9 protein-coding genes are annotated in these 15362 nt (G+C 69.6%); 2 read left to right on the forward strand and 7 right to left on the reverse strand.

Annotation, left to right across the window (positions count from 1 at the left end; translation table 11 throughout):
* Positions 1–5 precede the first annotated feature (5 nt).
* From TMZ1T_RS12580 to TMZ1T_RS12605, 6 genes are all read right to left on the reverse strand, one after another.
* Positions 6–1268, reverse strand: a complete 1263-nt coding sequence (locus TMZ1T_RS12580) for an MFS transporter (RefSeq protein WP_004301705.1) — start codon at positions 1266–1268, stop codon at positions 6–8.
* A gap of 150 nt (positions 1269–1418) precedes the next feature.
* Complete coding sequence (locus tag TMZ1T_RS12585) at positions 1419–2180, reverse strand: Crp/Fnr family transcriptional regulator (RefSeq protein ID WP_004301703.1); 762 nt, start codon at positions 2178–2180, stop codon at positions 1419–1421.
* Between the two features lie 204 nt (positions 2181–2384).
* Complete coding sequence (locus TMZ1T_RS12590; RefSeq protein ID WP_004301702.1) at positions 2385–3959, reverse strand: protein adenylyltransferase SelO; 1575 nt, start codon at positions 3957–3959, stop codon at positions 2385–2387.
* A 49-nt stretch (positions 3960–4008) separates the two neighbouring features.
* Positions 4009–5481: an ABC transporter permease gene (locus TMZ1T_RS12595; protein WP_012585586.1), complete on the reverse strand. Its 1473-nt coding sequence runs from the start codon at positions 5479–5481 to the stop codon at positions 4009–4011.
* Complete coding sequence (locus tag TMZ1T_RS12600; protein ID WP_004329293.1) at positions 5478–6455, reverse strand: ABC transporter permease; 978 nt, start codon at positions 6453–6455, stop codon at positions 5478–5480. The genes TMZ1T_RS12595 and TMZ1T_RS12600 overlap by 4 nt, the downstream gene beginning before the upstream one ends.
* The gene (locus TMZ1T_RS12605; RefSeq protein ID WP_407083907.1) at positions 6455–8668 is read right to left on the reverse strand and encodes an ABC transporter substrate-binding protein; all 2214 of its coding nucleotides are present in this window, start codon (positions 8666–8668) and stop codon (positions 6455–6457) included. The genes TMZ1T_RS12600 and TMZ1T_RS12605 overlap by 1 nt, the downstream gene beginning before the upstream one ends.
* 342 nt (positions 8669–9010) lie before the next feature.
* Between TMZ1T_RS12605 and fabI the strand changes: the two genes are divergently transcribed.
* Positions 9011–9808 (forward strand): enoyl-ACP reductase FabI, encoded by a 798-nt coding sequence (gene fabI / locus TMZ1T_RS12610; protein ID WP_012585588.1) that lies wholly within the window; start codon positions 9011–9013, stop codon positions 9806–9808.
* Positions 9809–9967: 159 nt separating this feature from the next.
* Here fabI and TMZ1T_RS12615 read toward each other — a convergent pair whose 3' ends face one another.
* Positions 9968–11863 (reverse strand): SurA N-terminal domain-containing protein, encoded by a 1896-nt coding sequence (locus TMZ1T_RS12615; RefSeq protein WP_012585589.1) that lies wholly within the window; start codon positions 11861–11863, stop codon positions 9968–9970.
* 151 nt (positions 11864–12014) lie between these two features.
* Between TMZ1T_RS12615 and TMZ1T_RS12620 the strand changes: the two genes are divergently transcribed.
* The gene (locus tag TMZ1T_RS12620; protein ID WP_012585590.1) at positions 12015–15296 is read left to right on the forward strand and encodes an EAL domain-containing protein; all 3282 of its coding nucleotides are present in this window, start codon (positions 12015–12017) and stop codon (positions 15294–15296) included.
* The last annotated feature ends 66 nt before the right edge of the window (positions 15297–15362 follow it).

The raw sequence follows: 15362 nt of genomic DNA on the forward strand, positions 1-15362 counted from the left end.
GCGAATCAGGCCTTGGACGAGTCGACCGCGGTGTCGTGACCGTCGAACATGTCGACACGACGGACTTCCGTCAGGTACATCCAGATCAGGGAAACCCAGGTCACGCCGTAGAGCAGCATGAAGGCGCTCGAGCGCACGCCGGTGAGGTCGACCAGGGCGCCGAACATGATCGGCAACAGGAAGCCGCCCATGCCGCCCACCAGGCCGACGATGCCGGAGACCGCGCCGATCTCCTTGGGGAACTCGTTGGAGATGTACTTGAACACCGAGGCCTTGCCGAAGGCGAAGGCGATGCCGACGATGAAGAGCAGGATCGTAAACACCCACACGTTGAGGTGGATGCTGAAGGTGCGCGGCCCCTCGACGGTCTGCACGGTGAAGTCGGTGTTCGGATAGGAGAGCAGGAACAGGCAGATCCACGACGCCCACATCACCCACCAGGTGACCTTGTGCGCGCCGTAGCGGTCGGACAGCCAGCCGCCCACCGCGCGCAGCACGCCGCCGGGCAGGGAGAAGCAGGCAGCGAGCAGCGCCGCCGCCTGGATGCCCATGCCGAACTCGTTGACGTAGTACTTGGTGAGCCACAGCGACAGGCCGACGTAGCCGCCGAACACGATCGAGTAGTACTGGCAGTACTTCCACACGCGCGGATCCTTGAGCACGCGCAGCTGGTCGCGGAAGGTCACCGAGGAGTGCACCCGGTGCTCGGGGTCGTCGTAGGTGAAGAACCAGAACGCGACCGCGGTGATCAGCATCGCCGCCGCATAGACCTGCGGCACCATCTGCCAGCCGAACATGACCACCAGCGTGGGCGCGACGAACTTGGTGACCGCGGCGCCCGAGTTGCCGGCACCGAACACCCCCATCGCGAAGCCCTGGTTCTGGCGTTCGAACCAGCGCGCGCAGTAGGCGATGCCGACCGAGAAGGAGCCGCCCGCGAAGCCGACAAAGAGGCCGGCGACGAGGAACTGCCAGTATTCGGTCGCATGGCCGATCAGCCAGATCGGCAGCACGGTGCACAGCATCAGCACGAAGAAGACGATGCGGCCGCCGAACTTGTCGGTGAGCATGCCGAGGGGCAGACGGATCAGCGATCCGGTCAGCACCGGGGTAGCCGCCAGCAGGCCGAACTGGGTCTCGTTGAGGGCGAGAACCTCCTTGATCGGGATACCGATCACCGCGAACAGCATCCACACGGCAAAACAGACGGTGAATGCGGTGGTGCTCATGATGAGCACGGACATCTGCTGAAACTTGCGAGTAGCCATTTCCCACTGCGCTCCGGAAAGGTCCGACGGTCACGAATTTTCCGGGGTGAGGATAGGCTCGGGCGGCGCCCCGCACCATTCGCCAAAAGCACGGGATCGGCACTGCCGGCACGACGGCGGACTAGTCCTTAGTGCCTAGCCCGGACGAGCTCAGAGGGGTAGGACCGCCTCGTCGTGCGTCAGCAGGCGGGCGAGCTGCGCACGGTTGCGCACGCGGATGCGACGGCCGCTCACGGTGAGCACGCCCTCCTCGACCAGGCTGCGCAACACCCGCGAGAGCGTCTCGGGCGTGAGGTTGAGCAAGGAGGCGATGGTCTTCTTGGGCGCGGCCAGGACGATGCAACCATCGCTGCGCGCACCGCGCTCGAGCTGTTCGAGCAGATAGCTCGCCACGCGCACCGCCGCCGGGCCGCCGACGGTGCTGCCGATCGCGTCGATCAGGCGCTGGATGCGCGCGCACACCGCGACCAGCATGCGGTTGGAGAGCGAATTGTCCATCGCCACCGCGGCCAGCACGCGCTCGCGCGGAACATGCACCAGCACGACCGCGCCGACCGCCTGCGTCCACGTTCGATAGCGCTCGCCGGTGAACACGCCGATCTCGCCGAACATGCCGCCCGGCTCGAAGAGCTCGACCACCTTGTCCTTGCCCTCGGGCCCGCTGACCATCAGGCGGACCGCGCCGTTGCAGACGAAGAACAGGCCGCTGGGGTGGGAGCCGCGCTCGAACACCGTGGCCGACGAGGACAGGCGGACGAACTCCGCGCCGCGCGCAAGCTCGTCGAGCACCTCGGGCCCGCTGCCGAGCAGGATCGGCATGCGCGCCAAGGCCTCGCGAGGCGAAGCGGCCTTGCGCGCGAGCGCAGGACGCACGCGCGACTCCTCCGCATGAGTCAGGACGATGGTGGACACAGGTCTGTTTTATCCGCCGGCATGGGTCGCGACGGTTCCTCCTCCAGTTCCATCCTAGACCCTGGCACGGCCGCTGACCATTGGCCGATCGACGGAGCGCTACGCCGAAAGGACTACCCTCGCCTCAAGGGGCCCTCGGGAAGCGGCGAACCCGGATGGCGCAGGCACGCCCGGCGACGACCACGCGCGATGTCGCCTGCACGTTCAGGAACTGCAGGAGAGCATGGAGCAGCCGGGGCGATCGCGCGCCCAGTCCGGCCGGCGCGCCGCGAAGCGCTCGCGCCCGGGCTGCTCGTCGTAGGGTCGGCGCAGCACCTCGAGCAGGGCCTCGAGCTCGCTCATGTCCCCACCCTCCGCGGCGTCGATCGCCTGCTGGGCCAGGTAGTTGCGCGGCACGTAGAGCGGATTGACGCGGTTCATCTCCGCCCGTCGCGCCGCGGCCAGCCGACCGTCGCCGAGCACGCGCGCGCCATGCGCTCGCAACCAGGCGAGCAGCTCCGCCTCCACCGCGGCGCGGCGCGTGGGGTCGTAGAAGGCCTCGGCGAGCGGCTCCAGCGTGGGCGCCGCCGGATCGACGTCGGCGAGGCGGCGGAAGAACAGGCTCATGTCCACCTCGCCTGCCGCGAGCAGGCGGTGCAGGCGCTCGAGCAGGCCGTCGTCGCCCTCCTCGCCACCACGCCATTCGGCGAGGCCGAGCTTGGCGCGCATCATGTCGCGATAGCTCGAATCATGGACGTCCGCGTACGCGGCGAGCGCGCGCTCCAGCGGCTCGACCTCGCGCACCACCGGATAGATCGCGTTGGCGAGCTGCCACAGGTTCCAATGCGCGATGAACGGCTGGTTGCCGAAGCGGTAGCGGCGCCCGCCGGCGTCGGTGGTATTGGGCGTCCAGTCGGGGTCGAAGTCGTCGACCCAGCCGTAGGGGCCGTAATCGATGGTGAGGCCGAGGATGGACATGTTGTCGGTGTTCATGACCCCATGCACGAAGCCCACCCGCATCCAGTGCGCGACCAGCACCGCGGTGCGCCGGCAGACCTCGTCGAACCAACGGATGCGCCGCGCCGCCGCATCGGGCTCGGCGGCGAGTTCGGGAAAATCGCGCGCGATCGTGAAGTCGATCAGGCGCTCGAGCAGCGCCTCCTCGCCGCGCGAGGCGAAGATCTCGAAGTTGCCGAAGCGGATGAAGGACGGCGCCACCCGGCACACCACCGCGCCCGGCTCGGGTCGGGGATTGCCGTCGTAGAGCATGTCGCGCACCACGGTCTCGCCGGTTCCCACCAAGCTCAACGCGCGCGTGGTCGGTACGCCCAGGTGGTGCATCGCCTCGCTGCACAGGAACTCGCGCAGCGAGGAGCGCAACACCGCGCGGCCGTCGGCGAAGCGCGAATACGGCGTCGGCCCGGCGCCCTTGAGCTGCAGCTCCCAGCGTTCGCCGCGCGCATTGATCGACTCGCCGAGCGTGATCGCGCGCCCGTCACCGAGCTGCCCCGCCCAGTTGCCGAACTGGTGGCCGCCATAGCAGGCGGCGTAGGGCTCCATGCCGGGCAGCAGGCCGTTCCCGCCGAAGACGCGGGCGAACTCGGCGCTGCGCACGTCGGCCTCCTCCAGGCCCAGGATGTGCGCCACCTCGCGCGACCACGCCAGCAGGCGCGGCGCCCGCACCGGCGTCGGCATCACCCGCGAGTAGCAGGCGCCATGGACCGGACGGACGTGGTTCTCCGCTTCGGGATCGGCGGGCAGCTCGCGCACGAAGCGGTTGTCGAAGCGAAGCGCTCTCATCGGGAAATCCTCGTCATGGTCGGCCCGGCGGGTGCGGGCCAGGGCGCGCTCAGGCGCGGCGCGGGTCGAAGGCGTCGCGCACCACGTCGGCGAACAGGTTGGCGGCGAGCACGAGCACGAACATGAACACGAAGGCCGCCGCCAACGACCACCAGACCATCGGCTCGCGCGCGAGTTCGGCACGCGCCATGTTGATCATGGTGCCGAAGCTGATCGTCGACGGGTCGACGCCGATGCCGACGTAGGACAGCACCGCCTCGGCCAGCACCAGCCCGGAGAAGTCCATCACCAGCGCGATCAGCACGATATGCATCAGGTTGGGCAGGATGTGGCGGCGCAGGATCGCCGGGGTGCACACCCCGAAGGCGCGCGCCGCCTGCACGTACTCGAGCTCGCGCAGCTTGAGCGTCTCGCCGCGCAACAGGCGCGCCAGCCCCGTCCAGCTGGTGATGCCGAGGATGAAGCACAGTGCCAGCAGGCGCGCATCCGAGCGCTCGGCTGCGGTGTCGAACCAGTGCGGATTCGTGTCGATGACGACCTGCATCATCAGCACCGCGGCGGCGATCAACAGCACTCCGGGGATCGCGTTGAGCACGGTGTATACGTACTGCACGGCATCGTCCACCCAGCCGCCAAGGTAACCCGCGGCGATGCCGAGCGCGACCGCGAAGGGCATCATCACCAGCGTCGTCAGGGTGCCGATCACCAGCGCCGTGCGCACGCTCTTGAGCGCCAGGTAGAGCACGTCCTGCCCGACCTTGTCGGTGCCGAGCACGTGGTAGAGCGGCGCCAGCTCCACGCACACCCCCACCACCGCGAGCAGCACCGCCAGCGTCACCAGCGCCGCGCGCCAGGCCAGCACGGTGTGTCCGGCCAGCAAGGCCGCGGCCACCTCGCCCCAGCGCAGCCCGCTGCCGCGCCATACCAGGCTGGCGAGCACGACGAAGGCGAGCAGCCACGCGAGCGCCGCCTGCGCGAGCGCCTTCGCCAGCCGCAGCGCGAGGTCGCCCGCCCGCGCCGGGCCCGGGTCGGCGCCGAGGTGGGCCGCGCCGTGGGCGAGACGCGGATAGTCGCGCACCTGGCCGCCGTCGGCGGTCTCCATCGTCTCGCGCTGGTACAGCGTCCACGCGAAGGGCGCGGAATAGGTCTTCTCGGTGCGCAGGCGCAGCGGCGCGAGCAGGGCGTCGAGCGCCGACAGCACCTCGGTGGAAACGACCGGAGCCGCCGGTGCCGCTCCGCTTGCCGGCCCGCCCCCATCCGCCCCCGCCACGCGCTCCAGCGCCGGCAGCAGCGGCCGGTAGTGCAGGCTGTCGACCAGGCCCACGACGAGGAAGGCCAGCAACACGGTGGCCGCCGCCATCCCGGTCGGTCGCCTCCCCACCTTGCGCCAGGCCGCGCGCAGCGGCGCCTGCGCACGCGCGCGCATGCCCGCCAGCAGCGCCAGCGCGACGAGCAGGAAGAGCAACGCGTCGGTCCACAGCAGCACCGGCTGGAAGCCCAAGATCACGCTCGATGCGCTCATTGCAGCCTCACCCGCGGATCGGCCAGGGTGTAGGACAGGTCGGTGAGGATCAAGCCGACGATGTACAGCACCGAGCCGATGAACACCATCGCCCGCACCACCGCGAAGTCCTGCGCGTTGATCGCGTCGATCGTGTAGCTGCCCAGGCCGGGAATCGCGAAAAAGGACTCCACCAGCAGGCTGCCCATGAAGAGCAGCGGGATCACCACCACCACCCCGGTCAGGATCGGGATCAGCGCATTGCGCAGCACATGGCGGAACAGCACCGCGAGCTCCGACAGCCCCTTCGCGCGCGCGGTGCGCACGTAGTCCTTCGAGATCTCCTCGAGGAAGATCGTGCGGTACCACCGCGCCGAAGAGCCGATGCCGGCCACCACGCTGATCAGCACCGGCAAGACCAGGAAGCGCGCTGCATCCAGCCCGGGCGCGTAGCCCGAGATCGGCACCAATGCCCACAGCTTGGACACCAGCCACTGGCCGCCGATGATGTAGAACAGGCTGGAGATCGACATCATCGCCACGCACAGCACCACGCCCCAGAAATCCAGCCAGGTGGCGCGGAAGAACACCAGCAGCAGCGCGAAGCTGATCGACACCACGAGGCTGAGCACGAAGGTCGGCAGCGCGATCGCCAGCGAGGGCCCCATGCGCTCGCGGATCTCCTGGCCGATGTCGCGGCCGTCGTCGGCGCGGCCGAACTCGAGCGCGAACATGCGCAGCGACTTGTCGAAGAAGAGGGTCTCGGTGAGGCGCGCGCTGCCGCTCGCGGCGTCGTTGATGAACATCGGCTTGTCGTAGCCGCGCTCGACCTTCCAGCGCTCGATGGCCTCGGGCGTGGCGCGCTTGACGCCGATGTGCATGCGCGCCATGTCGTCGGGCGAGTTCACCACGAAGAAGAGCACGAAGGTGAGCAGGTTCACCCCGATCAGGATCGGCACCGCGTAGAGCAGGCGGCGCAGCAGGTAGGCCGGCATCAGCGCCCTCCTCGCGCGCCGGACCCGGCCGCGCCCGGCGCCGCGGTCGCGGTCTCGCGCCGGCGCCAGTGGATCGCCGCCGGCGCCACCAGCGCGGCGAGCAGCGCCGCCACCAGCAGCAGCGGCCAGGTCACCGGCGCGTTCCACTCCGTGCGCGCAGCGGCACGGCGCTCGAGGTCGATGCGCTGGTACTTCATGGTGTTGCGCACCATGGCCCCGGTCTTGCGGTTGAGCACCCAGCCATGCTGCAGCGAATACGACATCGGGTGGAAGGCGAAGATCCACGGCGCGTCGTGCTGCAGCATCGCCACCATGCGGTCGATGATCTGCTGGCGCGCGGGGCCGTCGGGCATGGCCTTCATGCGCTCGAACAGCGCGTCGTATTCCGGGTTCTCGTAGTTGGCCGCGTTCTGGCCGTTGAACTTCACCTTGCCCTGCGGGCCGTGGAGCAGGAAGAGCAGGTTCTCCGGATCGGGGTAGTCTGCGTTCCAGCCGAAGAAGAAGAGCTGCACGTTACCCTGGCGGATCTTGTCCTGGAAGCGGTTGAAGTCGGTCGGCCGCACGACGAACTGCACGCCCAGCGCGCGGAACTTCTTCGCCAGCCAGTCCGAGCGCGCCTTGTCGCCCAGCCCGCCGGGCGTGGTGTCGAGGTGGATCACCAGCGGCTCGCCGGTCTGCGCATCGCGTCCATTTGGCCAGCCGGCCTCGGCGAGCAGGCGGCGCGCCTCGTCGACGCCACGGCGCACGGGACGGCCGTCCGCCTCGCTGCCCTGCCACTCGTACACCACCGGGTTCATCCCCGCCCGTCCCGCGCGCGCGCCGAAGATGCCCGGCGGCAAGGGGCTCATGCCGGGCAGGCCGCGGCCGTTGAGGAAGATCGACACGAACTCCTCCATGTCGAGCGCGATCGAGATCGCCTGGCGCAGCTTGCGCGCGCGCTCCTTCTCCGCCTTCGAGGCACCGCCGCCCACGAGCGGGTCGAGCATGTTGAAGCCGAGGTAGAAGATCGACGGCGACACCGAGGTGAGCAGGCGGATGCCCTTGTCGCGCATGTCGTCCGAGAGCGTCACCTCGCCCTGGCTGGTGAGACTGACGGCCTGGTCGAAGTTGTCCGAAGACACGCCCGAGGCGTCGTAATAGCCTTGCAGGAACTTGTTCCAGTATGGGATGCCCTCGCGCTCGCGCGAGAACACCACCTTGTCGATGAATGGCATGGGCTTGCCGCAGTCGCCGAGCAACCCAGCCTCGGCATCGCCGGACTCGCCCGCGCAGGGATAGGCGTCGCCGCGGTAGTTCGGATTGCGCGCAAGCACCATGCGCGCGTTGGGGTTGTTCTCGACCAGCATGTACGGCCCGGTGCCCACCGGCCACCAGTCCAGCGTCAGGTTGCGCTCGGCCATGCCGGGCTGGGCGAAGAAGCGGTCCACCTCGCGCGGCACCGGGCTGAAGAAGGGCATCGAAAGCCAATACAGGAACTGCGGATAGGCGCCCTGCAGGGTGATGCGCAAGGTGTGGCGGTCCACCACCTCCACGCCGGGCAGCGCGAAGCGGTCGAGATCCAGCCAGCCGGGCGGGTCGTCCTTCGCCGCGGCACCGCTCGCCCTGCCTTCCTTGGTTGCCGCAACCAGCCCGGCCTGCAGCTCCTGGAGCCCGGGCAGATACTCCGCCATGAGCTCGAAGATCGGCGAGTGCAGGCGCGGATGGGCGAGACGCTTGATCTGATAGACGTAGTCGCGCGCCTCGAGCTCGCGCGTGCCGGTCGCGGCGAAGTCGCCGAGACCCCGCACTGCGCGCAGGTCGGCCTCGCCAAGGCCGAGATAGCGCGGGCTGCCATCCTCATCGAGGGCGAAGGCCGGGTGGGGCTGGTACAGGATGCCCGGGCGGATACGCACCTCGACCACGGTACGCACCACCTTGGCCGGGTCGGCGTTCGCGGGCAGCTCGCGGCCGCCAGCGTCGAGCCGGCGCAGGCTCGGCATGGCCTCGGCGGTGGCGGGCTCGAGCACATAGGGGCGCTTCAGGTAGTGGTACTGCAGCGGCGGCTCGACGATCTGGTACAGGAAGCTCGCCTCGTCCTCGCTGTAGGACTGCACCGGATCGAGATGCTTGGGGCGCTCGGTGAAGGCGGTGTACAGGATGTGTTCCCCGCGCTCGGCCACCGGATAGGGGTCGTTCCACACCGGGCCGCAGGCCGCGAGTGCCAGGCAGGCGATCAACAGCGCAGCCGCGGAACGTAACGACGCACCCGCCCTGCGCGGGTGCGCAGGGCGGATCGGGCCGGGGCGGCCGGGGGTCCGGAGAGGGCAGGAGAACCGGCGCACGGGCACGCGGAAGCTTCGATGAAAGCGCGGATTCTGGCAGGTTTCGCACGCGCTTGCGATCTGCACACGGCCTCGGACCCACAGCCGTGACCCGCCCGCCTCGACGAAACATGGCCTGCCCTACCGGCTCCGTCGCCTCCTTCCATCCCCCCGCGCGGGCGAAAGTCCCGTCCGTCGAAGGGTTTTGACGGTTTTTCGCTATAATCCCCGTCTTGTCATTCGGAGTCATTTCTCATGGGCTTTCTCGCCGGCAAACGAATCCTCATCACCGGTCTGCTCAGCAACCGTTCGATTGCCTACGGCATCGCCAAGGCCATGCACCGTGAAGGCGGTGAGCTCGCCTTCACCTACCAGAACGACCGCTTCAAGGACCGCGTCGCCAAGCTGGCGGCCGACTTCGGCAGCAGCCTGATCTTCCCGCTCGACGTTCAGGACGACGCGCAGATCACCGGCCTGTTCGAGCAGCTCGGGCAACACTGGGACGGCCTCGACGCGCTGGTGCATTCGATCGCGTTCGCCCCCGGCGAGGCACTCGAGGGCGATTTCCTCGACGGCCTCACCCGCGAGGCCTTCCGCATCTCGCAGGAGGTCAGCACCTACAGCTTCCCGGCGCTGGTCAAGGCCGCGCGCCCGATGATGCAGGGCCGCAACGCCAGCGTGCTGACCCTGTCCTACCTGGGTGCCGTGCGCACCATGCCCAACTACAACATCATGGGTCTCGCCAAGGCCAGCCTGGAAGCCTCGGTGCGCTACCTCGCCGTCACCCTCGGCCCGGAAGGCATCCGCGCCAACGCGATCTCCGCCGGCCCGATCAAGACGCTCGCGGCCTCGGGCATCGGCAGCTTCGGCAAGCTGCTCGCCTTCAACGAGCACAACGCCCCGCTGCGCCGCAACGTGACCATCGAGGAAGTGGGTAACGCCGCCGCCTTCATGTGCTCGGACCTGGCCAGCGGCATCACCGGCGAGGTCATGTACGTGGATGGCGGCTTCAACACCACCGCGCTCGGCAACGCGCTGCCGCTGCCGCAGTAAGGATATCGCGGCGGACGGCGCTGCGCGGCAGCCGCCGCATCCGCCTGCCGAGCCTCGGCGGACGGCACAAAAAAGCCCGGTTTCGACACCGGGCTTTTTGTTTCCATGCTGCCCTCGCCGCACGGGCGAGTGGCGGAGCATGCGGGGATCCGCTGGGAATCAGCGCGGCTCGACCTGCAGTGCCGTCGGGTTGATCGTGACCTCGTAGCGCTGGCGCAGCTCGCTCAGGAAGGCGCCGAAGTCGCGCCCGGCCAGGAGCTGCTTGTACTGTCCCGTAACCGCGGCGACGCGCGGGTCCGCGTCGCCGATCTGCGCGCGCTCGACCGCCTCGATGCGGTACAGCACGTAGTCGCCCTCGGTCGACTGCACGCCGACGTGCACCGGGAGCGTCTCGGCCGACGCCGAGAACACCGCCTGCATGGCCGCCGCCGGCAGCCCGGGGGCACCACGCTGCAGCTTGCGCGCCTCGCCCCAGCGGGCTGCGGGCTGCTCGCCCCTGCGCAGCGCGGCCAGCATCTCCTCGCCCGCACGGGTGGCCTTCACCCGGCCCTGCTCGATGCGGACGAGTTCGACGATGCGCTCGCGGACCTCGTCGAGCGGCAGCCGGCGCGCCGGCTCGAAGGCCTTGACCCGCGCCGACACCAGGGTGCCGTTGCCGATCTCGATGGCCTCGGTGTTGCGGCTTTTCTGCACCGCCTCGTCGCCGAACAGGGCCGAGATCACGCGCTCGTCGGCGAGCGGCGCCGGGGCGGAGTCGCGGCTGATCCAGTCGGTGGTGGCGGTCTTGAGGCCGAGCGCCTCGGCCGCGGGCTGCAGGCTGTCGGGCTGCTCGTACACCGTGTTGGAGAACTGCTCGGCCAGCTCCGCGAAACGACGACCGGCCTCCTGGGCGCGCAGCTCGGCGAGGATCTCCGCGCGCACGGCCTCGAAGGGCTTGACCGAGGAAGGCTTGATGTCGGTGACCTCGACGATGTGCACGCCGAAGTCGCTGCGCACCGGCTCGCCGATCACGCCTTTCTGCAGACTGAACACCGCGTCCTCGAAGGCGCCGACCATCACGCCGCGGGCGAAGAAACCGAGATCGCCGCCGTTGCCGGCCGAGCCCGGATCCTGCGACTTCTCCTTCGCGAGGGCGGCGAAGCGCGCGGGATCGGCGCGCAGTTGCTCGACGAGCGCTCGCGCCTCGGCCATCACGCGATCGACCTCGGCCTGCTCGGCGCCTTGGTCGAGGGCGAGCAGGATGTGACGAGCCTGGCGCTCCTCGGGCACGCCGAAGCGCTGCGGATTGCCGTCGTAGAAGGCGCGCACCGCGTCGTCCGCGACCTCGACGCCACGCTCGACCGCCGCGCGGTCGAAGACCAGGTATTCGGCCTGCAGCCGCGCCGGGCGCTCGAAGCGCGTCGGGTTGGCCTCGTAGTAGGCGCTGACCTGCGCGTCGTCCACCTTGACGTCGGCCGCCAGGGCCTTCGCCGAGAGGCGGAACTCGCGCACGCTGCGCGACTCCAGCTGGGCGTCGAGGAAGCGCCGTGCCGATGCCTGTGGAACGATGCCGGCGTCGCCGACCGCCGCGACGATCTGCTGCACCCGCACGTCCTGCGCCAGGCGCGCCTCGAAAGTCGCGGGGGTCATGCCCTGGGCACGCAGCAGGGTCTCGTAGCGCTGCAGCGAGAAGCTGCCGTTTTCCTGGAAGGAGGCCACGCCGGCGATGGTCTCCTGCAGCTGTTGCGGCGTCACCACGAGACGGTTCTCGGCGGCGTAGAGTGCGAGCACGCGCTGGTTGATCAGGTTCTCGAGCACGGCTCGCCGCAGTTCGGCCGACTGCAGCAGCGCACGGTCGACCTGGCCCCCGCCGTCCTGCCGCAGGCGGTCCTGCTGCTCGCGCAGGGCCTGGTCGAACTCCCATGCTCCTATGGTGGTGCCGCCGACACGCGCGGCCTCGTTCGCCGAACCCGAGTCGCTGAAGTAGGCGTCCATGCCGAAGAAGGCGAAGGGGACGATCAGGAGCGCCAGGATCACCTGGGCGACGCGTTTATTGTTGCGAACAGCCTCGAACATCTCGTATTCCGTGGAAAGGACAGAAAAATGCAGCCGTGTGGCAGGATCCCGGCGCGAAAAGTTCCGCAGTTTAGCGCATCGGTCCGGCTTCGGGTCCGCGGCATGCCATCCGTCACAGCGCGCAGGGAACGGCGCTCAATATACTGCGCGGATGCGCGCAAGCCCTCTCCCCGCAGTCGTCCTCGCCCTGGCCTATTGGGCGGTCGGCTATCCCGCCCTCCATCTCGCCATCCCACCGGGCTACACCGCCCCCTTCTTTCCACCGGCCGGTATCGCACTCGCCGCGCTGTTCGTGTTCGGACTGCGCCTGTGGCCTGCGGTGTTCGCAGGGTCGGCCCTGGTCCAGCTCGCCACCGCCTGGCCGCTGCTCGGCAGCGCAGGCTGGAATCCGCTCGGTCCGCTCGCCGTCCCGATAGGCGCCACCCTGCAGGCGGTGGTCGGCGTCCTGCTCGCGCGCCGGCTGCTCGCGCCCGGCGACACGCTCGACACGGCCGGCTCGGTGATGCGCTTCCTCGGCATCTGCATGCCGCTGAGCGGGCTGGTGTGCTCGACGATCGGCGTCTCCGCCCTGGTCTGGGCGGCGGTGATCCCGGCATCCGACGCGCTCTTCAACTGGTGGACCTGGTGGACCGGCGACACCCTGGGCATGCTCGTCGCCGCCCCGCTCACCCTGGTGTTCATTGGCCGCCCGGCGCAGGACTGGCGCCAGCGCAGACTCGGCGTCGCGCTGCCGATGTCGATCGCGCTCGTGCTGCTCGCCCTCGCCTACCGGCAGGTGGTGAGCTGGGAGGATTCGCGCGTGCGGGCGCAGTTCGAGCGCGACAGCGTCCATCTCTCCGCCCTGCTGCAGAAGCGCCTCGAAGAACAGGTCGACATGGTGCGTTCGATCGAGCGCCTGCTGCTCGCGAGCGACCAGGTCTCGCGCGCCGATTTCCACGAGTTCGTCGCGCCCTGGATGCGACTGCACCCGGGCACGCGCAGCTTCACCTGGAACCCTTACGTAAGACACGCTGAGCGCGCGGCATTCGAAGAGGGGATCCGGAGCGACTGCCGGGTCGATTACCGCATCCTCGACCGCGATCCCGCCGGACAAACTTCGCCTGCTACCGAGCGTCGCGAGTATTTCCCGGTCACGCACGTCGAGCCCGAAGAGGGCAACCACGCCGTGCTCGGCATGGATCCACTGTCCTTCCCGGTCGCAGGCGAGGCGATCGAACGCGCGCTGGCCACCGGCCAGCCAGCGGCCAGCGCGCGCATGCGCCTGGTGCAGGAGCACGGGGAGCAGCATGCCGTGGTGCTCTATCAAGCCGTTTTCGCCTCCTCGCCGCCTGCACCGGTCCGCGCCCCGCTCGGAGTCGTGTCCGCGGCACTGGGCATGGACGACCTGCTCGCAGCCGTTTCACGCCAGGCTGCGGCGCAGGGCATCGCGGTGCGACTCTCCGACCGCGACGCCGGGCCCGAGTCGGCGCTGCTTGCCGGCGACGATCGCGGACAGGAGTCGGTCTGGCCGGAAGAGATCCTGGCGCGCACCACGAGCATCGATTTCGCCGGTCGTCGATGGGAGCTGCACACCCGCGCCCTGCCCCGCTACATCGAACAGCTGCGCAGCTGGGCAGCGTGGGGCACGATCGCGGTCGGCGTCCTCACCAGCGCAATGCTCGGCGCGCTCCTGCTCATCACCACCGGCAACCGTCGCCGCATCCAGGCGCTGGTCGAACACCGCACCGCCGAGCTCCAGGCCGCGAGCGTACGCTTGCATGAAAACCGCGCCGCACTGATCGACGCCCAGCGCATCGCCCGCCTCGGCAGCTGGGAGACCCTCTGCGCACGCGACGGGCTGCACGCCTCGGACGAGCTCCACCTGCTGCTCGACAGCACGGCAGGCGACCTGAACTCGCTCGCCGACCTGATCGACGCGATCGCCCCCGCCAGCCGCGCGGCCCTGACCGACGCGCTCGAGCGCGCCGCCACGGAGCCGGGCCGGATCATGCTCGACTGCAACACCGACAGCCTGCCGATGCGCACGCTGCAGTTCCGCATCGAGGGCGAGCATGTGGGCGGCCGCCTCCGGCGTATCCGCGGTACCGCGCAGGACGTCACCGCGCTGCGCGAGGCCGAAGCCCGCATCCGCTACCTGGCCCGCTTCGACCCGCTCACCGGGCTGCTCAACCGCAGCGCCTGGCAGGACCACGCCCAGGACGTGCTGCGGCACGCCGCGCGCCATGACGACCGCTGCGCCGTGCTGTTCCTCGACCTCGACGACTTCAAGACGGTCAATGACTCGCTCGGCCACGCCGCCGGCGATCGCCTGCTCGCCCAGGTGGCCTGCCGCCTCGGCGGCTGCGTACGCGCGGAAGACCTGGTCGCCCGCATCGGCGGCGACGAGTTCGTGATCCTGTTGTCGCGCCTCGCGCACGCCGAAGAGCCGGCGCGCGTTGCCGAGCGCGTGCTCGATGCGCTCGCCCGCCCGCTGCAGATCGACAGCCAGCCGCTGCGCGTCGGCGCGAGCATCGGAATCGCCCTCTACCCCGCCGACGGTGGCGAGATCGATACGCTGCTCAAGCACGCCGACACTGCGATGTACGAGGCCAAGGAGTCCGGCCGCAACGCCTACCGCTTCTTCCTGCCCGAGATGACCCAGCGCGTGACCCGCCGACTGCAGACCGAGGCCGAGCTGCGCAAGGCGATCGAGAGCGGCGATCTGCGCCTGCACTACCAGCCCCAGATCGACGCGGCGAGCGGCCGGGTGTACGGCTGCGAGGCCTTGGTGCGGTGGCAACATCCCGAGCGGGGTCTGCTCCCGCCCGACCGCTTCGTCCCTTTCGCCGAACAGAGCGGCCTGATCGTGCCGCTCGGGGAATGGGTGCTGCGCGAAGCCTGCCTGCAGCAGGTGCGCTGGCGCGACGCCGGCCTGCCGCCGCTCGACGTGGCGGTAAACATCTCGGCGCTGCAGTTCCGCCGGCGCGACTTCGTCGCCACGGTGGCGCGCGTGCTGGGCGAGACGGGCGCCGATCCGGCGCGGATCGAGCTGGAGATCACCGAGAGCGCGCTGATGGACGCGACGCCCGAGCTGGTGGCGAGCTTCGACCAGCTCGTGGCGCTCGGACTGACGCTGGCCCTGGATGATTTCGGCACCGGCTACTCCAGCCTGTCCTACCTCAAGCGCCTGCCGCTGCGCCGCCTGAAGATCGACCGCTCCTTCGTCGACGGCCTGCCGGACAATCCGGAAGACGCCGCGATCACCTCGGCCACCCTGTCGCTCGCCCGCGACCTCGGCATGGAGGTGGTCGCCGAGGGCGTGGAAACCGAGGACCAGCGCGGCTACCTCTGCAAGCGGGGTTGCCGCGCGATGCAGGGTTACCTGTTCTCGCGGCCGCTGGGGGTAGAGGAGTTCGGCACATGGTTCGAGGAACAGGCGGCGGCGATCGCATGACGCCGATCGCGCTTCGCCACGGGCCGGCAGGCACGAGACGAAGCGCGATCGGGGCGCGGCTTTGCG

The sequence above is a fragment of the Thauera aminoaromatica genome (assembly GCF_000021765.1).
Lineage (GTDB): Bacteria > Pseudomonadota > Gammaproteobacteria > Burkholderiales > Rhodocyclaceae > Thauera > Thauera aminoaromatica.

What these genes read in the sequence shown, in the direction of transcription:
- TMZ1T_RS12580 (WP_004301705.1), bottom strand. Translation starts at nt 1,268, where the DNA reads ATGGCTACTCGCAAGTTTCAGCAGATGTCCGTGCTCATCATGAGCACC.
- TMZ1T_RS12590 (WP_004301702.1), bottom strand. Translation starts at nt 3,959, where the DNA reads ATGAGAGCGCTTCGCTTCGACAACCGCTTCGTGCGCGAGCTGCCCGCC.
- TMZ1T_RS12595 (WP_012585586.1), bottom strand. Translation starts at nt 5,481, where the DNA reads ATGAGCGCATCGAGCGTGATCTTGGGCTTCCAGCCGGTGCTGCTGTGG.
- TMZ1T_RS12600 (WP_004329293.1), bottom strand. Translation starts at nt 6,455, where the DNA reads ATGCCGGCCTACCTGCTGCGCCGCCTGCTCTACGCGGTGCCGATCCTG.
- fabI (WP_012585588.1), top strand. Translation starts at nt 9,011, where the DNA reads ATGGGCTTTCTCGCCGGCAAACGAATCCTCATCACCGGTCTGCTCAGC.
- TMZ1T_RS12615 (WP_012585589.1), bottom strand. Translation starts at nt 11,863, where the DNA reads ATGTTCGAGGCTGTTCGCAACAATAAACGCGTCGCCCAGGTGATCCTG.
- TMZ1T_RS12620 (WP_012585590.1), top strand. Translation starts at nt 12,015, where the DNA reads ATGCGCGCAAGCCCTCTCCCCGCAGTCGTCCTCGCCCTGGCCTATTGG.